The sequence below is a fragment of the Thalassolituus pacificus genome (genome assembly GCF_025318105.1).
In the GTDB taxonomy this organism is placed as follows: Bacteria; Pseudomonadota; Gammaproteobacteria; order Pseudomonadales; family Oceanobacteraceae; genus Venatoribacter; species Venatoribacter pacificus.
The window spans coordinates 484,084-499,083 of the sequence record NZ_JAOANI010000019.1; the positions used below are offsets into that span (position 1 = coordinate 484,084).

The 15,000-nt window shown below is 54.4% G+C and carries 12 protein-coding genes; 8 read left to right on the forward strand and 4 right to left on the reverse strand.

Annotated features, from left to right (window positions below; genetic code table 11):
• Positions 1–55 precede the first annotated feature (55 nt).
• Complete coding sequence (locus NYR02_RS12830) at positions 56–1,651, reverse strand: glycerol-3-phosphate dehydrogenase/oxidase (RefSeq protein WP_260976747.1); 1,596 nt, start codon at positions 1,649–1,651, stop codon at positions 56–58.
• Between the two features lie 71 nt (positions 1,652–1,722).
• Positions 1,723–3,399 carry an FAD-binding oxidoreductase gene (locus NYR02_RS12835; protein WP_260976748.1) on the reverse strand — a complete coding sequence of 559 codons (1,677 nt, stop codon included), beginning with the start codon at positions 3,397–3,399 and terminating at the stop codon, positions 1,723–1,725.
• A 172-nt stretch (positions 3,400–3,571) separates the two neighbouring features.
• Here NYR02_RS12835 and NYR02_RS12840 point away from each other — a divergent pair, with 172 nt between their 5' ends.
• The 3 genes from NYR02_RS12840 to NYR02_RS12850 all read left to right on the forward strand — a co-directional run bounded on the left by NYR02_RS12840 (position 3,572) and on the right by NYR02_RS12850 (position 7,230).
• On the forward strand, positions 3,572–4,594 hold the full coding sequence (locus NYR02_RS12840) for an AraC family transcriptional regulator (protein WP_260976749.1): 1,023 nt from the start codon (positions 3,572–3,574) through the stop codon (positions 4,592–4,594).
• Between the two features lie 99 nt (positions 4,595–4,693).
• Positions 4,694–5,347 carry a TetR/AcrR family transcriptional regulator gene (locus tag NYR02_RS12845; protein WP_260976750.1) on the forward strand — a complete coding sequence of 218 codons (654 nt, stop codon included), beginning with the start codon at positions 4,694–4,696 and terminating at the stop codon, positions 5,345–5,347.
• A complete protein-coding gene (locus tag NYR02_RS12850) occupies positions 5,344–7,230 on the forward strand; it encodes an MFS transporter (RefSeq protein WP_260976751.1) in 1,887 nt (628 codons plus the stop codon). The genes NYR02_RS12845 and NYR02_RS12850 overlap by 4 nt, the downstream gene beginning before the upstream one ends.
• 60 nt (positions 7,231–7,290) lie before the next feature.
• Here the strand turns inward: NYR02_RS12850 and waaC are convergent, their stop codons facing one another.
• Entirely contained in the window at positions 7,291–8,316 is a 1,026-nt protein-coding gene (gene waaC / locus NYR02_RS12855) for a lipopolysaccharide heptosyltransferase I (protein WP_260976752.1), read from the reverse strand.
• Between the two features lie 187 nt (positions 8,317–8,503).
• Between waaC and NYR02_RS12860 the strand changes: the two genes are divergently transcribed.
• The 4 genes from NYR02_RS12860 to NYR02_RS12875 all read left to right on the forward strand — a co-directional run bounded on the left by NYR02_RS12860 (position 8,504) and on the right by NYR02_RS12875 (position 13,181).
• Positions 8,504–9,439 carry a flippase-like domain-containing protein gene (locus tag NYR02_RS12860; protein WP_260976753.1) on the forward strand — a complete coding sequence of 312 codons (936 nt, stop codon included), beginning with the start codon at positions 8,504–8,506 and terminating at the stop codon, positions 9,437–9,439.
• Positions 9,440–9,650: 211 nt separating this feature from the next.
• Positions 9,651–10,775 (forward strand): glycosyltransferase family 2 protein, encoded by a 1,125-nt coding sequence (locus tag NYR02_RS12865; RefSeq protein WP_260976754.1) that lies wholly within the window; start codon positions 9,651–9,653, stop codon positions 10,773–10,775.
• Positions 10,765–12,387: an ArnT family glycosyltransferase gene (locus NYR02_RS12870; protein ID WP_260976755.1), complete on the forward strand. Its 1,623-nt coding sequence runs from the start codon at positions 10,765–10,767 to the stop codon at positions 12,385–12,387. The genes NYR02_RS12865 and NYR02_RS12870 overlap by 11 nt, the downstream gene beginning before the upstream one ends.
• Positions 12,384–13,181, forward strand: a complete 798-nt coding sequence (locus NYR02_RS12875; protein WP_260976756.1) for a phosphatase PAP2 family protein — start codon at positions 12,384–12,386, stop codon at positions 13,179–13,181. Before NYR02_RS12870 ends, NYR02_RS12875 begins: the two co-directional genes overlap by 4 nt.
• Before the next feature lie 41 nt (positions 13,182–13,222).
• On the opposite strand, the gene NYR02_RS12880 is transcribed toward NYR02_RS12875, so the two are convergent.
• Positions 13,223–13,474: a hypothetical protein gene (locus tag NYR02_RS12880; protein WP_260976757.1), complete on the reverse strand. Its 252-nt coding sequence runs from the start codon at positions 13,472–13,474 to the stop codon at positions 13,223–13,225.
• A 174-nt stretch (positions 13,475–13,648) separates the two neighbouring features.
• Between NYR02_RS12880 and fabB the strand changes: the two genes are divergently transcribed.
• The gene (gene fabB, locus NYR02_RS12885) at positions 13,649–14,860 is read left to right on the forward strand and encodes a beta-ketoacyl-ACP synthase I (RefSeq protein ID WP_260976758.1); all 1,212 of its coding nucleotides are present in this window, start codon (positions 13,649–13,651) and stop codon (positions 14,858–14,860) included.
• Positions 14,861–15,000 lie beyond the last annotated feature (140 nt).

Here is a 15,000-nt window from a genome sequence, read left to right on the forward strand (position 1 = left end):
TGATAAAACGCCACGACAGAGCGCCCACATTCGGGGATCTGTTATGGCGTTTATATTATTTGGGGATGCTGTAATACTTATTCCAGATGGCCTGATAACGCTCAAGTTCCTGCTGAAACTGTGCATCATTCCAACCCAATTCCTCAGCACAGACTGCACGGATTTTTTCAATAAATCCAAGTCCGCCCTGTTCCAGCAATAAGCCGAGACGGGTGCGGCGCAGCAGTAAATCATCCAGATGTATTACCGACTCATTCGCCGCCGACCAGCGTAATTCCGCCCACAAGGTGCGACTGCCGGGAATAACGTCCAGTTCGCCGTCTTTGGCCAGATCGAGCAGTGCATCAAGGTCCATACCAAAATGACCACTCAGGCGCTTTTGTACATAACCGGGCAATGCGAGGTATTTTTTATGCGACGAAACAGACGGCGTAAAAATCTGCGCGCCAAACTCTCCGGCCGGAAAACGTTTAATGTATTTACGTGCCGCTTCGAGTGCATCCAGAGCAATTAAACGGAAAGTGGTTAACTTCCCGCCACTGACACTGACCAGACCTTTATCATCCCAAACGCTGTGATCACGCTTTTCTTTCGATGGATTTAACGCTCCGGACGATACCAGCGGACGTACGCCGGCCCAACTGGAAATAATATCTTTTTCAGTAAGATCAGCTTTCGGAAACTGATAAAGCGCAACTTTTAACAGATAGTCCAACTCCGCCCGGGTCATACTGGCTTCACTGTTATCGATGCCATTATTGTCCAGATCGGTGGTACCGATAACGGTCCGCCCTTCCCACGGAAAAATAAAAATAGGGCGTTTATCGTCCGGGTGCATGGCCGTAAAAGATTGCGCAACCGGTAAGCGCCAGGCAGGCACAACAATATGACTGCCACGTGCCGGACGAATCTTTTTTTCGTCTGTCATCTGACCACGTAATTCATCTGCCCAGGCACCGGTCGCATTAATCACCACGTCCGCTTTGACGTCATAGCCTTCACCGCTGAGAACATCTTCCACACGGGCACCCACAACCTGCTCACCGTCTTTCAGCAATTGCTTAACGCCGACATAATTCAGTACAACGGCACCGTCTTTCTGTGCTTCACGCAGCACGCGAACAACCAGACGGGCATCATCGGTTACGGCATCGGCAAACTGCGTGCCGCCAATTAATGCATTTTCATTCAGCAACGGGCTTAAAAAACCAAAGTCGTCACGTTTGAAATAATGGCGATAACGCTTACCAGCAAAGAAATCGTAGATGCGCAGCAGCGTATTAAATACAAAAGGCCCGGGGAAACCGCCTTTATAATGCGCCATCAGGTAGCCCATCTGATCGACCAGACCCGGCGCCTCAGTCATTAAACGTTCACGTTCCTGCACCGAATGCATGGTGGTTTTTACATCACCTGCGGCGATATAACGCAAACCGCCATGCACCATTTTGGATGACCGGCTGGACGTACCCCAGGCAAAATCCTGCCGTTCCAGCAGCAGCACTTTCAGACCGCGGCGTGCAGCCTCACGGGCAATTCCCGCGCCGGTAATACCACCACCAGCAACGATTACATCCCAGTGCTGCGCGGCACTGGTTAACTGTTCCAGCTGATGTTCGCGCTGTCCTGGTGCCCATGCTGTGTGCGACATACTGCTCTTTTATCCTGTCCGGCGTGTATTTAAGAATGAGTGAGAATGTAGTTATTCATTCAGGGGGACTGTTATCCGACGACGGATTCAGCCGCCTCCTGTTGTGCCTTTTTTGCGGCATGTTCTGCCGTATTCCCGGCGTTGCTTTTTTCCAGCAACGTCCCTGGATTCATACGCTGTTGCGGGTCAAAATCCTGCACCAAAGTATTCAGAACCCGCATACCCAGTGCGCCTTTTTCGGCCGGCAGATACGGCGCGTGATCTTTACCAACGCCGTGCTGGTGTGAAATCGTGGCGCGGCCACGGGCAATAACCGAAGACGCTTTATTTTTCAGCTTGCGCCAGCGTTCCAGAGTTTCTTCATAGCTGTCGGCACAACGGAAAAAATACGTGGTGTAGATGCTGGAACCCTGAGTGTACATGTGCGAAAGGTGGGTAAACACCATCACTTCTTCACCATCGCTGCGCAGTGCGGTTTCCAGCGCGCTCTCAACATCGGCCATTAACTGATCGATATTATCCCAGTCAGTCGAGGTTTCCAGCGTATCCACGGCAATGCCGCGGGTCCAGGTCGTCTCACGCAGGTATGGAAATTTAAAACGCCCATGGGACCAGATGCTGCCCATAATATTGGCCAGCGGACCACCCACCCCGCCATGCGACTTCAGTACTTTACGAATCTGTTTCAGCGACGTTTTATTCTGATACTTAGTGCCGGTCACACCGTAAGTCAGCATGCAGCGCTCGTCACCCATCCCCATCAGGCGCAGGAAGCGATCAAGTAATTTAAACTGTTTTTCCTGGGTGCCCAGGTGAAGGTGCGTTTTGGCTTCTTTGGCATTGCTGACCCGCATCATCGACATCGGTACTTTATTCTGCACCAGCTCACGCACGGCGGTTTTGGCCGCCTGCCAGTTGGGCATAAAGACCACAAAAAAGCGCTCTTCTTCGGCCATGCGGGTAACACGCACTTTCACCTCGGTGAAAATCCCCATGCGACCTTCCATCCCCATGGTGATTTCGCGCATATCCGGGCCAGCGGAAGAAGCCGGAATGGTCGGAATATCCATCGTCCCCAGCAGGGTTTCCATACGACCACCGGCAAACATCTGCTCGATACGGCCATAACGCAGCGACTGCTGGCCACTGGAGCGGGAAGCCACCCAACCACCAATGGTCGAAAGCTCCCAGGATTGCGGAAAATGCCCCAGCGTGTAACCGCGGGCGCGCAACTGGCTTTCAACCAACGGCCCCGGTGTACCGGCACCAAAAGTAGCAATCTGGCTTTCTTCATTTAATTCCATCAACTGGTTCATACGCCCCAGATCAATGGTCAGAATCGCACGTTGACTGGCCAGCGGCGTAATATGCCCAGCAACGGAAGTACCGCCACCATAGGGAATAACCTCCACGTCGTGTTCAACGGCATAATCCAGCAGCTCACGTACCTGAGAGCTGGTTTCCGGATAGGCAACCCCGTCAGGAAAAACCCCGAAGTCCCCACTGCGCATGGCCAGCCAATCCGGAAAACTTTGTCCACGGGCATGGCGTACACGGTCTTCTGCCGCAGTAACCACCAGAGGATGGGCCGGCAAGCGGGAGGCAGGAACCTGCGCCATCACCGACTCCAGCGTGGCATCGGTCAGAGCGTGGGTTTCTCCGATGACGGAATGAATCAGGCGCTCGCCGTGTGCCGGCACCTCTTTGATATAACTCTCATCACCCCAACCATTCCAGCGACGACCCATGTTGTATTCCTCAATGTCCGTTAGACCCAATTCGCAGAGAACGCTAAGATACAGCGAAGGCTGAGCGCTGGCACTGACAGTTTGAGACAGAGACGTAGTATATTCAGCCAGCGCAACGACAAACCCCACGCCAGACTCCACGCGGTTATAACAACAACATGATGCACATCGGATGAACTCTCAAGATTTATTAGGTACCGCTTCATCTGCCGCCATCCGCCAGTATCTGCGCGCAGCGCAGGACTACGGTATAGAACCGGTGCAGGCACTCGACGCCGTTAATATGCCCCATGGCATTATGGACAACAGCATCAGCCGCACCCACGGCCGTGCCTTCCAGAGCCTGATACGCTGGCTGATTGAACAAACCCGCGATCCGCTGTTTGGCTTAAAAAGCTCCCGCTACGTCCAGCCCGGCTCCTACAGCCTGGTCGGCTACATGGCGATGAATTGCCGCACCGCACGCGAAGCCCTGCACATCACCCCGGAATACGAGGCGATTGTCGGCGACATGGGGGTCACCAAAATCGAAAAATACGGCCCGCATCTGGCCATGCGCTGGGTGTGTCAGTACGACGACCCCATTGTGCGCCCACACATGATTGATAATGTGCTTGGCAGCTGGCTGGTGTTCGCCCGCTGGCTGGCCGATATGCAGGACGGCAAACCCGAATGCGTACTGTTCGAACGCAACAAGCCGGCACCCGCTCTGCTGGCTGTTTATGAAGACATTTTTCAGGCACCACTGGAATTTGGCAGCGACCGCAGTGCACTGATTTTTCCGGAGCCGGTTCTCGACACCCCACTGCGTCAGCCAGACCCGACTCTGCTGGCAACCCTCGAACAACAGGCAGCCAGCGTAATGGCCGAATTGCAGGAAAAGCATCCGATCGTGATGCAAACCCGCTCCCTGCTGCGCAACCTGATGGAAGAAGATCTGCCACGACGCGATAAAGTCGCTACCGAGCTGGGCATGACCGAACGCACCCTGCAACGTCGCCTGCAGGAAGCCGGCACCGGCTACCAACAACTGCTGGATGACCTGCGCCGCGAAGTCGCGACCAACTGGCTGCGCACCACCAACATCCCGGTCAATGATATCGCCGCGCGTTTGGGCTTCAGTGAGGCCCGCTCATTTCACCGCCGCTTTAAAGCCTGGACCGGTATGACTCCGGGCGAATACCGGGGTAAATAAACCCCGGCCACCTTGCCCGCTCCTGGCGTAAAAAACTATTGAACAGCGTTCAGAACAGCCTTATATTGAACGCCGTTCAAAATAATACAGGTCAATCTTATGGCGCGACGCCAGGATCATACCCCCGCACAACTGCAACAACTGACCATGGAAACGGTGCTCAAGCTGTTGCAACAGCAACCGGCCAGCAGCCTCAGCCTGCGCCAGATTGCCCGCGAGGTTGGCTATTCTCCCGGAACACTGATCAATCAGTTCGGCAGCTACAGCCTGCTGTTACTGGCCGCCAATGCCCGCACACTGGATCAGATATACCGCGAATTACTCGCCGCCATCGACCACGCAGATTCTCCACAGCAGACACTGGAAGCCTGCGCGCTGAGCTATCTCAATTTTGCCAGTCAGTACCCGCATCAATGGCGACTGCTGTTTGAGCATCAGCTGCCGGAGCAAGATCACCTGCCCGACTGGCAGCAACAACGCATCGACAATGTATTCACTCTGCTGCAACAGCAACTCGCCATACTCAAACCCCGCGCGAACGCGAGCGACTGTGCGCAAACCGCGCGAACGATCTGGGCAAGCGTACACGGCATCTGCGTACTGGCACTGGACGATAAATTATTTACCCCGGGCAACATCAGCGGCCGCAGCATGATTCATTCACTGCTGAGCCATTATCTGCCCGCCTGGATTAAGGATGAAAAGGAAACCGTTATGCATAACCAACAGGCCACAGAAGGAAGCCAGCCATGAGCCAACACAGTCAGTTCGCCCTATTGGGCAAGCGCCGTTTTCTGCCCTACTTCGTGACCCAGGCACTCGGGGCTTTTAACGACAATTTATATAAAAATGCGTTGTTACTGCTGATCGCGTTCAGCGGCATCATTGCCGAAGAAGATTCCGCGCTGTACACCAATCTCGCCGCCGGGTTGTTTATCCTGCCATTTTTTCTGTTTTCACCCATCGCCGGCCAGATCGCCGATAAAATGGAAAAATCGCGTTTAATCCGCAGCGTGAAATTACTCGAAGTGGCCATCATGCTGATCGCCGCTGTCGGTGTGATAACCAACAACATGACCCTGATGATGACCCTGTTATTTTTAATGGGGTTGCAATCGGCATTGTTTGGACCGGTCAAATTCGCACTGCTGCCACAACAACTGCATAAAGACGAACTGGTCGGCGGCAACGCCCTGGTGGAAATGGGTACTTTTCTTGCCATTCTGGGCGGCACCATTACCGCCGGTTTATTGTTTGATTTAACCGCCGCCAAATACTGGATTGCTGCGGGTGTTATCTTTTTTGCCGTGCTGGGTTATTTCAGCAGTCGCTTTATTCCAACCGCTGAAGCCGGTGATCCACAACTGACGATTAACTGGAATCCGTTTACCGAACTGGTCAACACCTTACGTAATGCCCGCCAGCAACGCGCCGTGTATTTATCCATCATGGCCATCAGCTGGTTCTGGTTTTTAGGCGCCAGTTATTTAACCCAGTTTCCGAACCTGGCCCGCGACCACTTAGGTGGTAACCCACAAATTGTTACCTTACTGCTCACCCTGTTTTCCGTCGGCGTTGCTGCAGGCTCACTGCTGTGTGAAAAACTATCCGGTCATAAAGTCGAGCTAGGCATTGTACCGATTGGATCACTGGGCATGAGCATCTTTGGTGTTGACCTCTATTTTGCCATCAGCAGCCTGAATATCAGTTCCGACCTCAGCGCTCTGGCGTTCGTCCAAAATGCCGATCACTGGCGCATGATGGCTGATATCGCACTGATCAGTTTATTTGGTGGTTTATATGTTGTGCCGCTGCAGGCGTTAATTCAGCAGCGCAGTGACGAAAAAATGCGTGCCCAGACCATTGCGGCCAACAACGTGATGAACGCACTCTTTATGGTTGGCAGTGCCGCTTTCGGCATCATCAGTCTGGTGGTTATGAAGTTATCCATCGCCGAATATTTCTGCGTGATTGCCATCATGAATATTGTCGTCGTCGGCTACGTCTATTCGCAGGTACCGGAATTTACCCTGCGTTTTGTTATCTGGATGCTGTCGCACACCATGTACCGCGTCAGCCATAAAGGCATTCAGAATATTCCCGAAGAAGGCCCGGTCGTATTGGTCTGCAACCACGTCAGCTATGTTGATGCCTTACTGATTGCCGGTGCCTGCCCGCGCCCGATCCGCTTTGTCATGGATCGCAGTATTTCTGAAATGCCGGGTTTAAAATGGTTTTTCCGCTTAGCCAAAACCATCCCGATCTGTTCACCCAAAGCCAACACAGAGGTGTACGAAACCGCTTTCCGCCGCATTAAAGAAGAATTAGCCGATGGCCAGGTGGTATGTATTTTTCCGGAAGGAAAATTAACCCAAAGTGGCAATATCGAAACCTTCCGCGCCGGCATCGAACGAATTATTGCCGAAACGCCGGTGCCGGTTATTCCAATGGCTCTGGATGGTTTGTGGGGCAGTTTTTTTAGCCACAAAGATGGCCTGGCACTCACCAAAACACCACGCCGCTTCTGGTCGCGGGTGGGTTTAACCGTCGGCCAACCCAAAGCTGCAGAAAGCGTTACTGCCGCCATTCTGGAACAGGACGTTAAACATTTGTTTCACGCAGGCCAGAACCTGTAATCCAAATAAAACGCCAACAAAAATGGGCGCCATGGCGCCCATTTTTATTGGCCGGTTCTGTTAACTGGCCTGTACCCGCCCCAGCAGATGATCGAACACCCGTTGTGGGCTGATCTCACGATAACAAGGCGGCTGAATATCGCCGGACTCATTTTTCAGGCAGGTTTTCGACAGGCAGGGAGCACAATCACTGTAACCGCTGCGCATCACTTCAACCTGCGGGCCCAACACGCCGGTCAGGGTTGAATCAGTGGCGCCATAAATCGCCACGGAAGGTACTTCCAGCGCAGCAACCACATGAGATAAACCGGTATCCACGCCAACCACGGCCTGTGCATGGGCCAGATAAGCATTCAGCGCATTGAGGCCCATTTTTGGCAGTACCTCAACACCGTCCAGGCCGTCAGCAATACGTTCGGCGCGTTGCTGCTCTTCATCATTGCCCCAGGGCAAAACCACTTTACGGCCGCAGGCCGCCACCATCGCAGCCAGCTCACGCCAGTAAGCCTCGGGCCAGAGTTTGGTGATCCAGGTGGTGCCATGCAGAAACAACCAGTAATCTCCTTCAACCGCAGGCCGCTGCCAGCGTGTACGGTCGACACCGTAACTCAGCCCATCCGGCACCTCATAACCCAGTATCTGAGCAAAGAGTTGGCGCACCCGTGGAATGGCGTGCTGACCTTTGGCCACCGCCTGCGGATGCTGATAGGCCATAGCCGCAAGCGGCTCACGGCAACTGTGCTTATCCAGACCAAAGCGCGGACCACGGGCCATGCGGGTAAGTACTGCACTTTTAATTAAGCCCTGAGCATCCAGCACCACGTCGTATTGGGTTGCACGCAGATCGCGCCAGAAGGCTTTCATCTCGGCTCGATTGGCTTTATCACGCAGGTTTTTGCGCCAGCGCCGCCAGGCCACCGGAATGACTTTTTTCACCGCCGGATGCCAGGTTGGAATCGCAGCAAAGGCCTCTTCCACCACCCAATCGACTTCCAGTCCGGGAATCGCCCGCCAGGCATCTTCCAGCGCCGGCAGGGTATGAAACACATCCCCCAGCGATGAGGTTTTAATCAGCAGGACTTTCACAGCAATTCTCCATCCACAGAAAACGTCGGCCTGGCTCAGCCAGCGGGCTTATTCTTTTTCGGGAGCGCACTTTATACCAAGCCAGCGGTGATTCAAACGACCGCACAGCAAAACCCCGCCCTCCTTGCTTGACAATACACCGGGCGACGGCAACCATGCCGCCCTTTACCAAGCGCGAAGGTGTACTGTGTTCAAATCGTGGAAATTCTGGCTGGGACTGACCTTATTGCTGGCGCTGGTCTGGCTAGTTGAACGCAGTTACGGTTGGAGCGCGGTACTTCAGAGCTGGCAAAGCATCGAGCCACAGCAGGTGGCCATCGCCCTGCTGCTGATGCTGCTGAGTTATTTATTGCGCGCGCTACGCTTCTACGATTTTTTCTGGCAGCAATGCCGGGGGCAATTTATCCGCCTGACGCGGATTACCGTGCTGCACAATTTCTTCAATAACATGCTGCCCATGCGCAGTGGCGAAACCGCGTTCCCGTTGTTAATGAAACAGCATTTTGATGTGCCTTACCGGCACAGCGGACCAGCTTTATTGTGGCTGCGTCTGCTGGATCTGTACGCCCTACTGGTGCTGGCGGCGTTATCGCTGCATCAGTTACTGGAGGCCGGTAACAGCATAAAACTGCTGCTGGCCATTGCACTCTTCGCCGCTCCGCTGCTGGTGCTGCCGTTACAGAATGCCCTCAACCGCTTTTTACTCAACCACCCCAGCACGCTGGCTCAACGTGGCGCCGAGCTGATGCACGCTCTGCCTAAGTCATCCTGGAGTTTTGTCCGCGCCCTGTTCTGGACGCTGATTAACTGGGCACTGAAACTGGCAGTGTACGCCTGGCTTTTGGAACAGTTCCTCGGCCTGCCCTACAGCCAGAGCTGGATGGGCGCGACCACTGGCGAACTGAGCAGCGTATTGCCGATTCACGGCGTGGCCGGTGCTGGTACCTACGAAGCGGGTGTACTGGCTGGCTTGCTGCCCTGGGGCGTGGATCATGCCGAAGCGCTGGCGGCGGCGGTGAACCTGCATTTGTTTGTGCTGGGCAGCACGCTGTTACTGACGGCACTGATCACCCTGCTGACCCAGGGCCTGAAAACACCAGCAACTCCCCCCGGCAACGGATAACACCTCTGCCGCAGTAACCTTCAGCAGTAATAACACTGTAAGGTGGCACACTGAGTTTTTACGGCGAACCGTGCTCGTTATTTTCCTGTCACCCCCTTTTGGGTATGATCGCGGTTCTTTTTATATCGCGCGTTATGACGCTTCCGGGTTTCTGCGTTATCAACCCCGGTTTTAACGCCCGCAATTCCTTTTTACAGAGTGGTAAACGACCTTGACTGAGGCAAATACATCAGCGGCAAACCAAAAGCCTTCACTGTCTGTAGTGATTCCGATGTACAACGAGATCGAAAACGTTGAGCCCATGGTGGCCCGTGTGCATGAAGGTCTCGCCAGCTATAACGGCGACTGGGAACTGCTGGTCGTCGATGACGGCAGTACCGATGGCACACCTCAGGCGCTGAAAAAGGAATCTGAAAAATACGGCACCCACGTGCGCGTGGTTGAGCTGCGCCGTAACTTCGGCCAGACCGCGGCCATGCAGGCAGGTATCGACGAAGCCCGTGGCTACCTGATTGCCACCCTCGACGGCGATTTACAGAACGATCCGGCCGATATTCCGCGCATGGTCGATCACCTGCTGGAAAAAGACCTCGATCTGCTCACCGGCTGGCGTAAAAACCGTAAAGATGATCTGGTGCTGCGCAAAATCCCATCGCGCATTGCCAACCGCCTGATCGGTAAAATCACCGGCGTACGCATCAATGACTACGGCTGCTCACTGAAAATCTACAAAGCCTCGGTCATTAAGCAGGTTCGCCTGTATGGCGAAATGCACCGCTTTATCCCAGCCTGGGTTGCGGCGGTTGTTCCGCCAAGCCGCATTGGCGAAATTGTGGTCACTCACAATGCACGGGTGGCCGGTGAGTCAAAATACGGAATTTCGCGTACCTTCCGCGTCATTCTTGATCTGCTATCGGTCTACTTCTTCATGCGCTACCGCGCTCGTCCCGGCCACTTCTTCGGTTCTATTGGTCTGGCGCTGGGCTCCATCGGTGGCCTGATGATGACCTACCTGGCGTTTGTGAAATTTATTCTGGGCGAAGACATCGGCAACCGTCCGCTGTTTTTAATTGCTGTGGTCTGTGTCATTGCCGCGCTGCAATTCCTCACCACCGGCGTATTGTCTGAGCTGATTTCGCGCACGTACTTTGAATCCTCCCAGCGCCAGCAGTATGTGATCTACCATCCTGCAGCCGATGCCGACAAAGGCGAACCGGGCTGGAATCAGGAACAAAATGCAGCCGACCGCGCAGATGCTGAATCCGATAGCGCAACCGATAGCACAACATCCACAGAGGCCAATCCCTCAGGTGGTGACGACAAGCATGTCAGCTAAGTTGCACTATCGCCTGCCAGGCCTGCAGATTCCGTTATGGCTGCTGCTGGTTCTGGTGGCGTTTTTCTTTGCCAACCTCAATGGGTATCTGCTGTTTGATCATGACGAGGGCGCCTTCAGCGAGGCGACCCGCGGCATGTTCGAGCGCGGCGATTTTATTACCACCTGGCTTAACGACCGGGTGCGTTTTGATAAACCGATCCTGATTTACTGGCTGCAAGCGGCGTCCATCTCGGTGTTCGGCACCGAAGTCTGGGCTTTCCGTCTGCCTTCGGCACTGGCCGGGCTGGGCTGGTCACTGGCCACTTTTGCCTTTGTCCGTCGCTATCTGGATGAAAAAACCGCCATTGCCGCCGCACTGATGGCCGCCGCCAGTCTGGGCATCAATATGATCGCCCACGTTGCGACCGCCGATGCCTTACTCAACGCCCTGCTGGCCACCACATTGCTGCTGATGTACGCCTACAGCCGTCAGGCCAACAATGGCCTGCTGGTTGCGATCTACGCGCTGATGGCGCTGGGCGTACTGACCAAGGGACCGGTAGCCGTGGCCATTCCGCTGATGGTTGCTGCTCTGTTTTATCTGAGTCAGGGGCTGCGGGCTGAATTTCTGCGCGCTGTGTTTTTTATTCCTGGCTGGATTCTGTTCGTCGCCATTGCCGCCCCCTGGTATGTCCTTGAGTATCAGGCCCAGGGACAGGCGTTTATTGATGGCTTTTTCCTCAAGCACAACGTCAACCGCTTCAACAACGCAATGGAAGGCCACGACGGCGGCTTCCTGTTTTATCCGTTAGTACTGCCCTTTGTGCTGGCGCCTTTCGGCGCCCTGCTGCTGCGTATTGTGCCGTCAGTGCGCAACATTATGCCGGGCAAAGACCCACTGGATGCTTTCCTGTGGATCTGGTTTCTGGTGGTACTGATTCTGTTCAGTCTGGCCAGCACCAAACTGCCACATTACATTCTGTATGGCTGTACGCCGCTGGTTATCCTGATGGCGCGTTACCGTGAATGGCTGCAGAACCGTTGGTTCGCCCTGCTGTTCCCGGCCTTACTGTTCGGCGTTATGGTGGCGTTTCCGCTATTGATTCCGCTGGCTGAGCAGCGCCTGTCCAATCCGATTGAGATTGCGGTTGCGCAACGCGCCGGACATTACATCAATCAGGATTTCGCCACCCTTGCGGCATTGGCTGGCATTGTCAGCATCACCCTGATTCTGTGGCGGCGCTTCCCTTTATGGAAGCGACTGGCCCTGGTGGGGGCCGTACAGACAGTATTCGTCTGGTTTGTGTTTGTTCCTGCCTTCAGCGAAGCGCAGCAGCGTCCGGTATGGGAAGCAGCGCAATTTGCCAAAACACTGAATGAACCGATTTATACGCAATCCATCGATATGCCGAGCTTCAATGTGTACCTGAATAAGGTCACTCACCGCCGGCCGCTGGCCATTGGTGAAGTCGGCTTCGGTCGCGAAGACCGCCTGGCCAGTGACAGTGAATATTATGACGTGCTGTTCCAATCCGGGCCGATTCAGATTGTGCGCCGCATAGCCACGCCCCCTGAGTCGACAGAAACAACAAACACGCCAGAAACGGCAGAAGCAAAAGAAAAACCATGACCCCGCGACACACTCTGGGCCCAACCCCACTATTAGCCCTGGCAGCACTGATGCTCAGCAGCGCCCTGCTGCTGTGGCTGAGCAATGCCAATCAGGCATTGTTTCTGCAGCTGAATCACGCTGGCCATCTTCTGCCTGACTGGCTGTGGGCCAACCTGACACTGGTCGCCGACACCCTGTTTGCCGTTGCCGTACTGCTGATTGCTGCCTGTTACCGACCACTGCTGCTGACGCAGTCGCTGGTACTGCTGCTGCTGGGAGCCGCGTTTGTGCACTTTTTTAAGAATACGCTGGACGTTGCCCGTCCGGCCGCTGTGCTCAGCCATGACAGTTTCACGATTATTGGCGCGGTACTGAAAGGACACAGTTTCCCTTCCGGCCATTCATTTACCGCCTTAGGCTGTGCAGGCCTGTTATGGCTGAACAGCAAACGTCTGAGCAGTGGCCTGCTGACTGTATTACTGGGACTGTCCGCCGCACTGAGCCGGGCGATGGTTGGCGCACACTGGCCGCTGGATATTCTGGTAGGCGGCGCTTTCGGCCTGTTGTTTGCGTGTGCCAGTGTCTGGTTGGTCAACCGCGTTCACTGGCTGCAGGCGCATGGCTGGAAACTATTCAGTGCACTGCTGCTGACGCTGGCTGCGGGCTATCTGGCGATCCATGAAGATGGCTATCCATTTACCGATCCACTGGCTATTGTCGCCAGTATAGGCGCCGTAGCAACGGCATTGGCGCGATTCTGGATTCCTTTCTTACGTCTGCTTAGACAGGAACTGACCAGACCCGAGAGCTGATAGCGCAGGGGATTTGCGCACAGATCCCCTGCTTTTAATGCTCAGGCGCCAAATAAATCGAACGTAATGCCGCCATCATCAGACTGATCGAGCCATCCTTTAGGCTTGGAAAAGGTCTGCTCCATCTGTGCCGCTACGGCATCCGTGATTTTCCGCGTCGGTTTTTCACCCAGCATCGCCAGCATACGGTCTTCATCCTGCCCTAAGCAGGCAGCCATTGTGGCCACATCCAGCGCATTCTCCCGCATTAACTCTTGCGCCTGGCGCCAGCGGATATCTTGATCAGCCATCACTAATACAACCCTTTTTCTTTCGATTATCGACTATTGGTTAACAATATTTTTCTTTATGCCTTTTTGACGACTGCTATATAGTGGTGGCCGCCAAAGGATTGAAATATTACCTCAATATTTCTGTCATAGGCTGTACAGGTTTTCATTTCGTAAATAAGAATCAGAGTATCAGTTATGCGTCGAGTTGTGGTTACAGGTTTAGGAATCGTAGGTTGTCTGGGTAATAACAAAGATGAGGTATTGGCATCCCTGCGGGCACAGCGCTCTGGTATCAGCTATATGCCGGAATACGCCGAGCTGGGCTTTCGCAGCCATGTCGCCGGCAAACCGCACATTGATCTGGACGAAGTGATCGACCGTAAGCTGAAACGCTTTATGGGCGACTCTGCTGCGTATTCTTATTTATCCATGCGTGAAGCCATTGAAGATTCTGGTCTGACCGCCGACATGGTGAGCAATCCGCGCAGCGGTCTGGTGGCCGGTTCCGGCGGTGCATCATCCAGCGACATCGTCGAATCCGTCGACATCCTGCGTGAAAAAGGCATCCGTAAGGTCGGTCCATACCGCGTAACCCGCACCATGGGCAGCACCGTTTCCGCCAATCTGGCGACGCCGTTTTCCATTAAGGGCGTGAATTATTCCATGACGTCTGCCTGCGCAACCAGCGCGCATTGCATTGGTCACGCCATGGAACTGATCCAGTGGGGCAAGCAAGACATCGTTTTTGCCGGTGGTGGTGAAGAAGAACACTGGTCACTGACCATGCAGTTCGACGCCATGGGCGCCCTGTCGAGCAAATACAATGACGCTGCTGAAACCGCATCCCGTCCTTACGATGCAACCCGCGACGGTTTCGTTATCGCTGGCGGCGGCGGCATGCTGGTACTGGAAGAATACGAACACGCCGTTGCCCGTGGCGCGACGATTTATGCTGAATTAATCGGTTATGCCGCCACCTCCGATGGCGCGGATATGGTTGCTCCGTCCGGCGAAGGCGCTGTGCGCTGCATGCAGGATGCACTGGCTATGGCTGGCAACCCAACCATCGATTACCTGAACACCCACGGCACCAGTACGCCAGCGGGTGACATTACTGAACTGCGCGCCGTAGGCATGGCTTTCGGCGACAACGTACCGCCAATCAGCTCAACCAAATCTCTGACCGGTCACTCTCTGGGTGCCGCCGGGGTGCAGGAGGCTATTTACAGCCTGCTGATGCTGAAACACGGTTTTATTACCGGCAGCGCCAACATCACTGAAAAAGACGAAGGTGCAGCTGGCTTCCCCATCGTGACCGAGAACCGCGACGCTGCGCTTAAAACCGTGATGTCGAACAGCTTTGGCTTCGGTGGGACCAACGCGACACTGATTTTTCAGTCCCTCTGAAAAAACGGGTACTGAGTCGCTTTTACTGGTTATTAGTGATATTCAAGAAAGACTTTTTAGGTTTTACTAATGCCCCCTGTTAATCCGCACACGGTCAGTTTTCTGGCTGTGGCGGATTGTATACAGAGGCATGATGGGCA

Coding starts and splice junctions, on each gene's coding strand:
- NYR02_RS12875 (WP_260976756.1), top strand. CDS start 12,384: ATGACCCCGCGACACACTCTGGGCCCAACCCCACTATTAGCCCTGGCA.
- fabB (WP_260976758.1), top strand. CDS start 13,649: ATGCGTCGAGTTGTGGTTACAGGTTTAGGAATCGTAGGTTGTCTGGGT.
- NYR02_RS12840 (WP_260976749.1), top strand. CDS start 3,572: ATGAACTCTCAAGATTTATTAGGTACCGCTTCATCTGCCGCCATCCGC.
- NYR02_RS12830 (WP_260976747.1), bottom strand. CDS start 1,651: ATGTCGCACACAGCATGGGCACCAGGACAGCGCGAACATCAGCTGGAA.
- NYR02_RS12870 (WP_260976755.1), top strand. CDS start 10,765: ATGTCAGCTAAGTTGCACTATCGCCTGCCAGGCCTGCAGATTCCGTTA.
- NYR02_RS12845 (WP_260976750.1), top strand. CDS start 4,694: ATGGCGCGACGCCAGGATCATACCCCCGCACAACTGCAACAACTGACC.
- NYR02_RS12850 (WP_260976751.1), top strand. CDS start 5,344: ATGAGCCAACACAGTCAGTTCGCCCTATTGGGCAAGCGCCGTTTTCTG.
- NYR02_RS12835 (WP_260976748.1), bottom strand. CDS start 3,399: ATGGGTCGTCGCTGGAATGGTTGGGGTGATGAGAGTTATATCAAAGAG.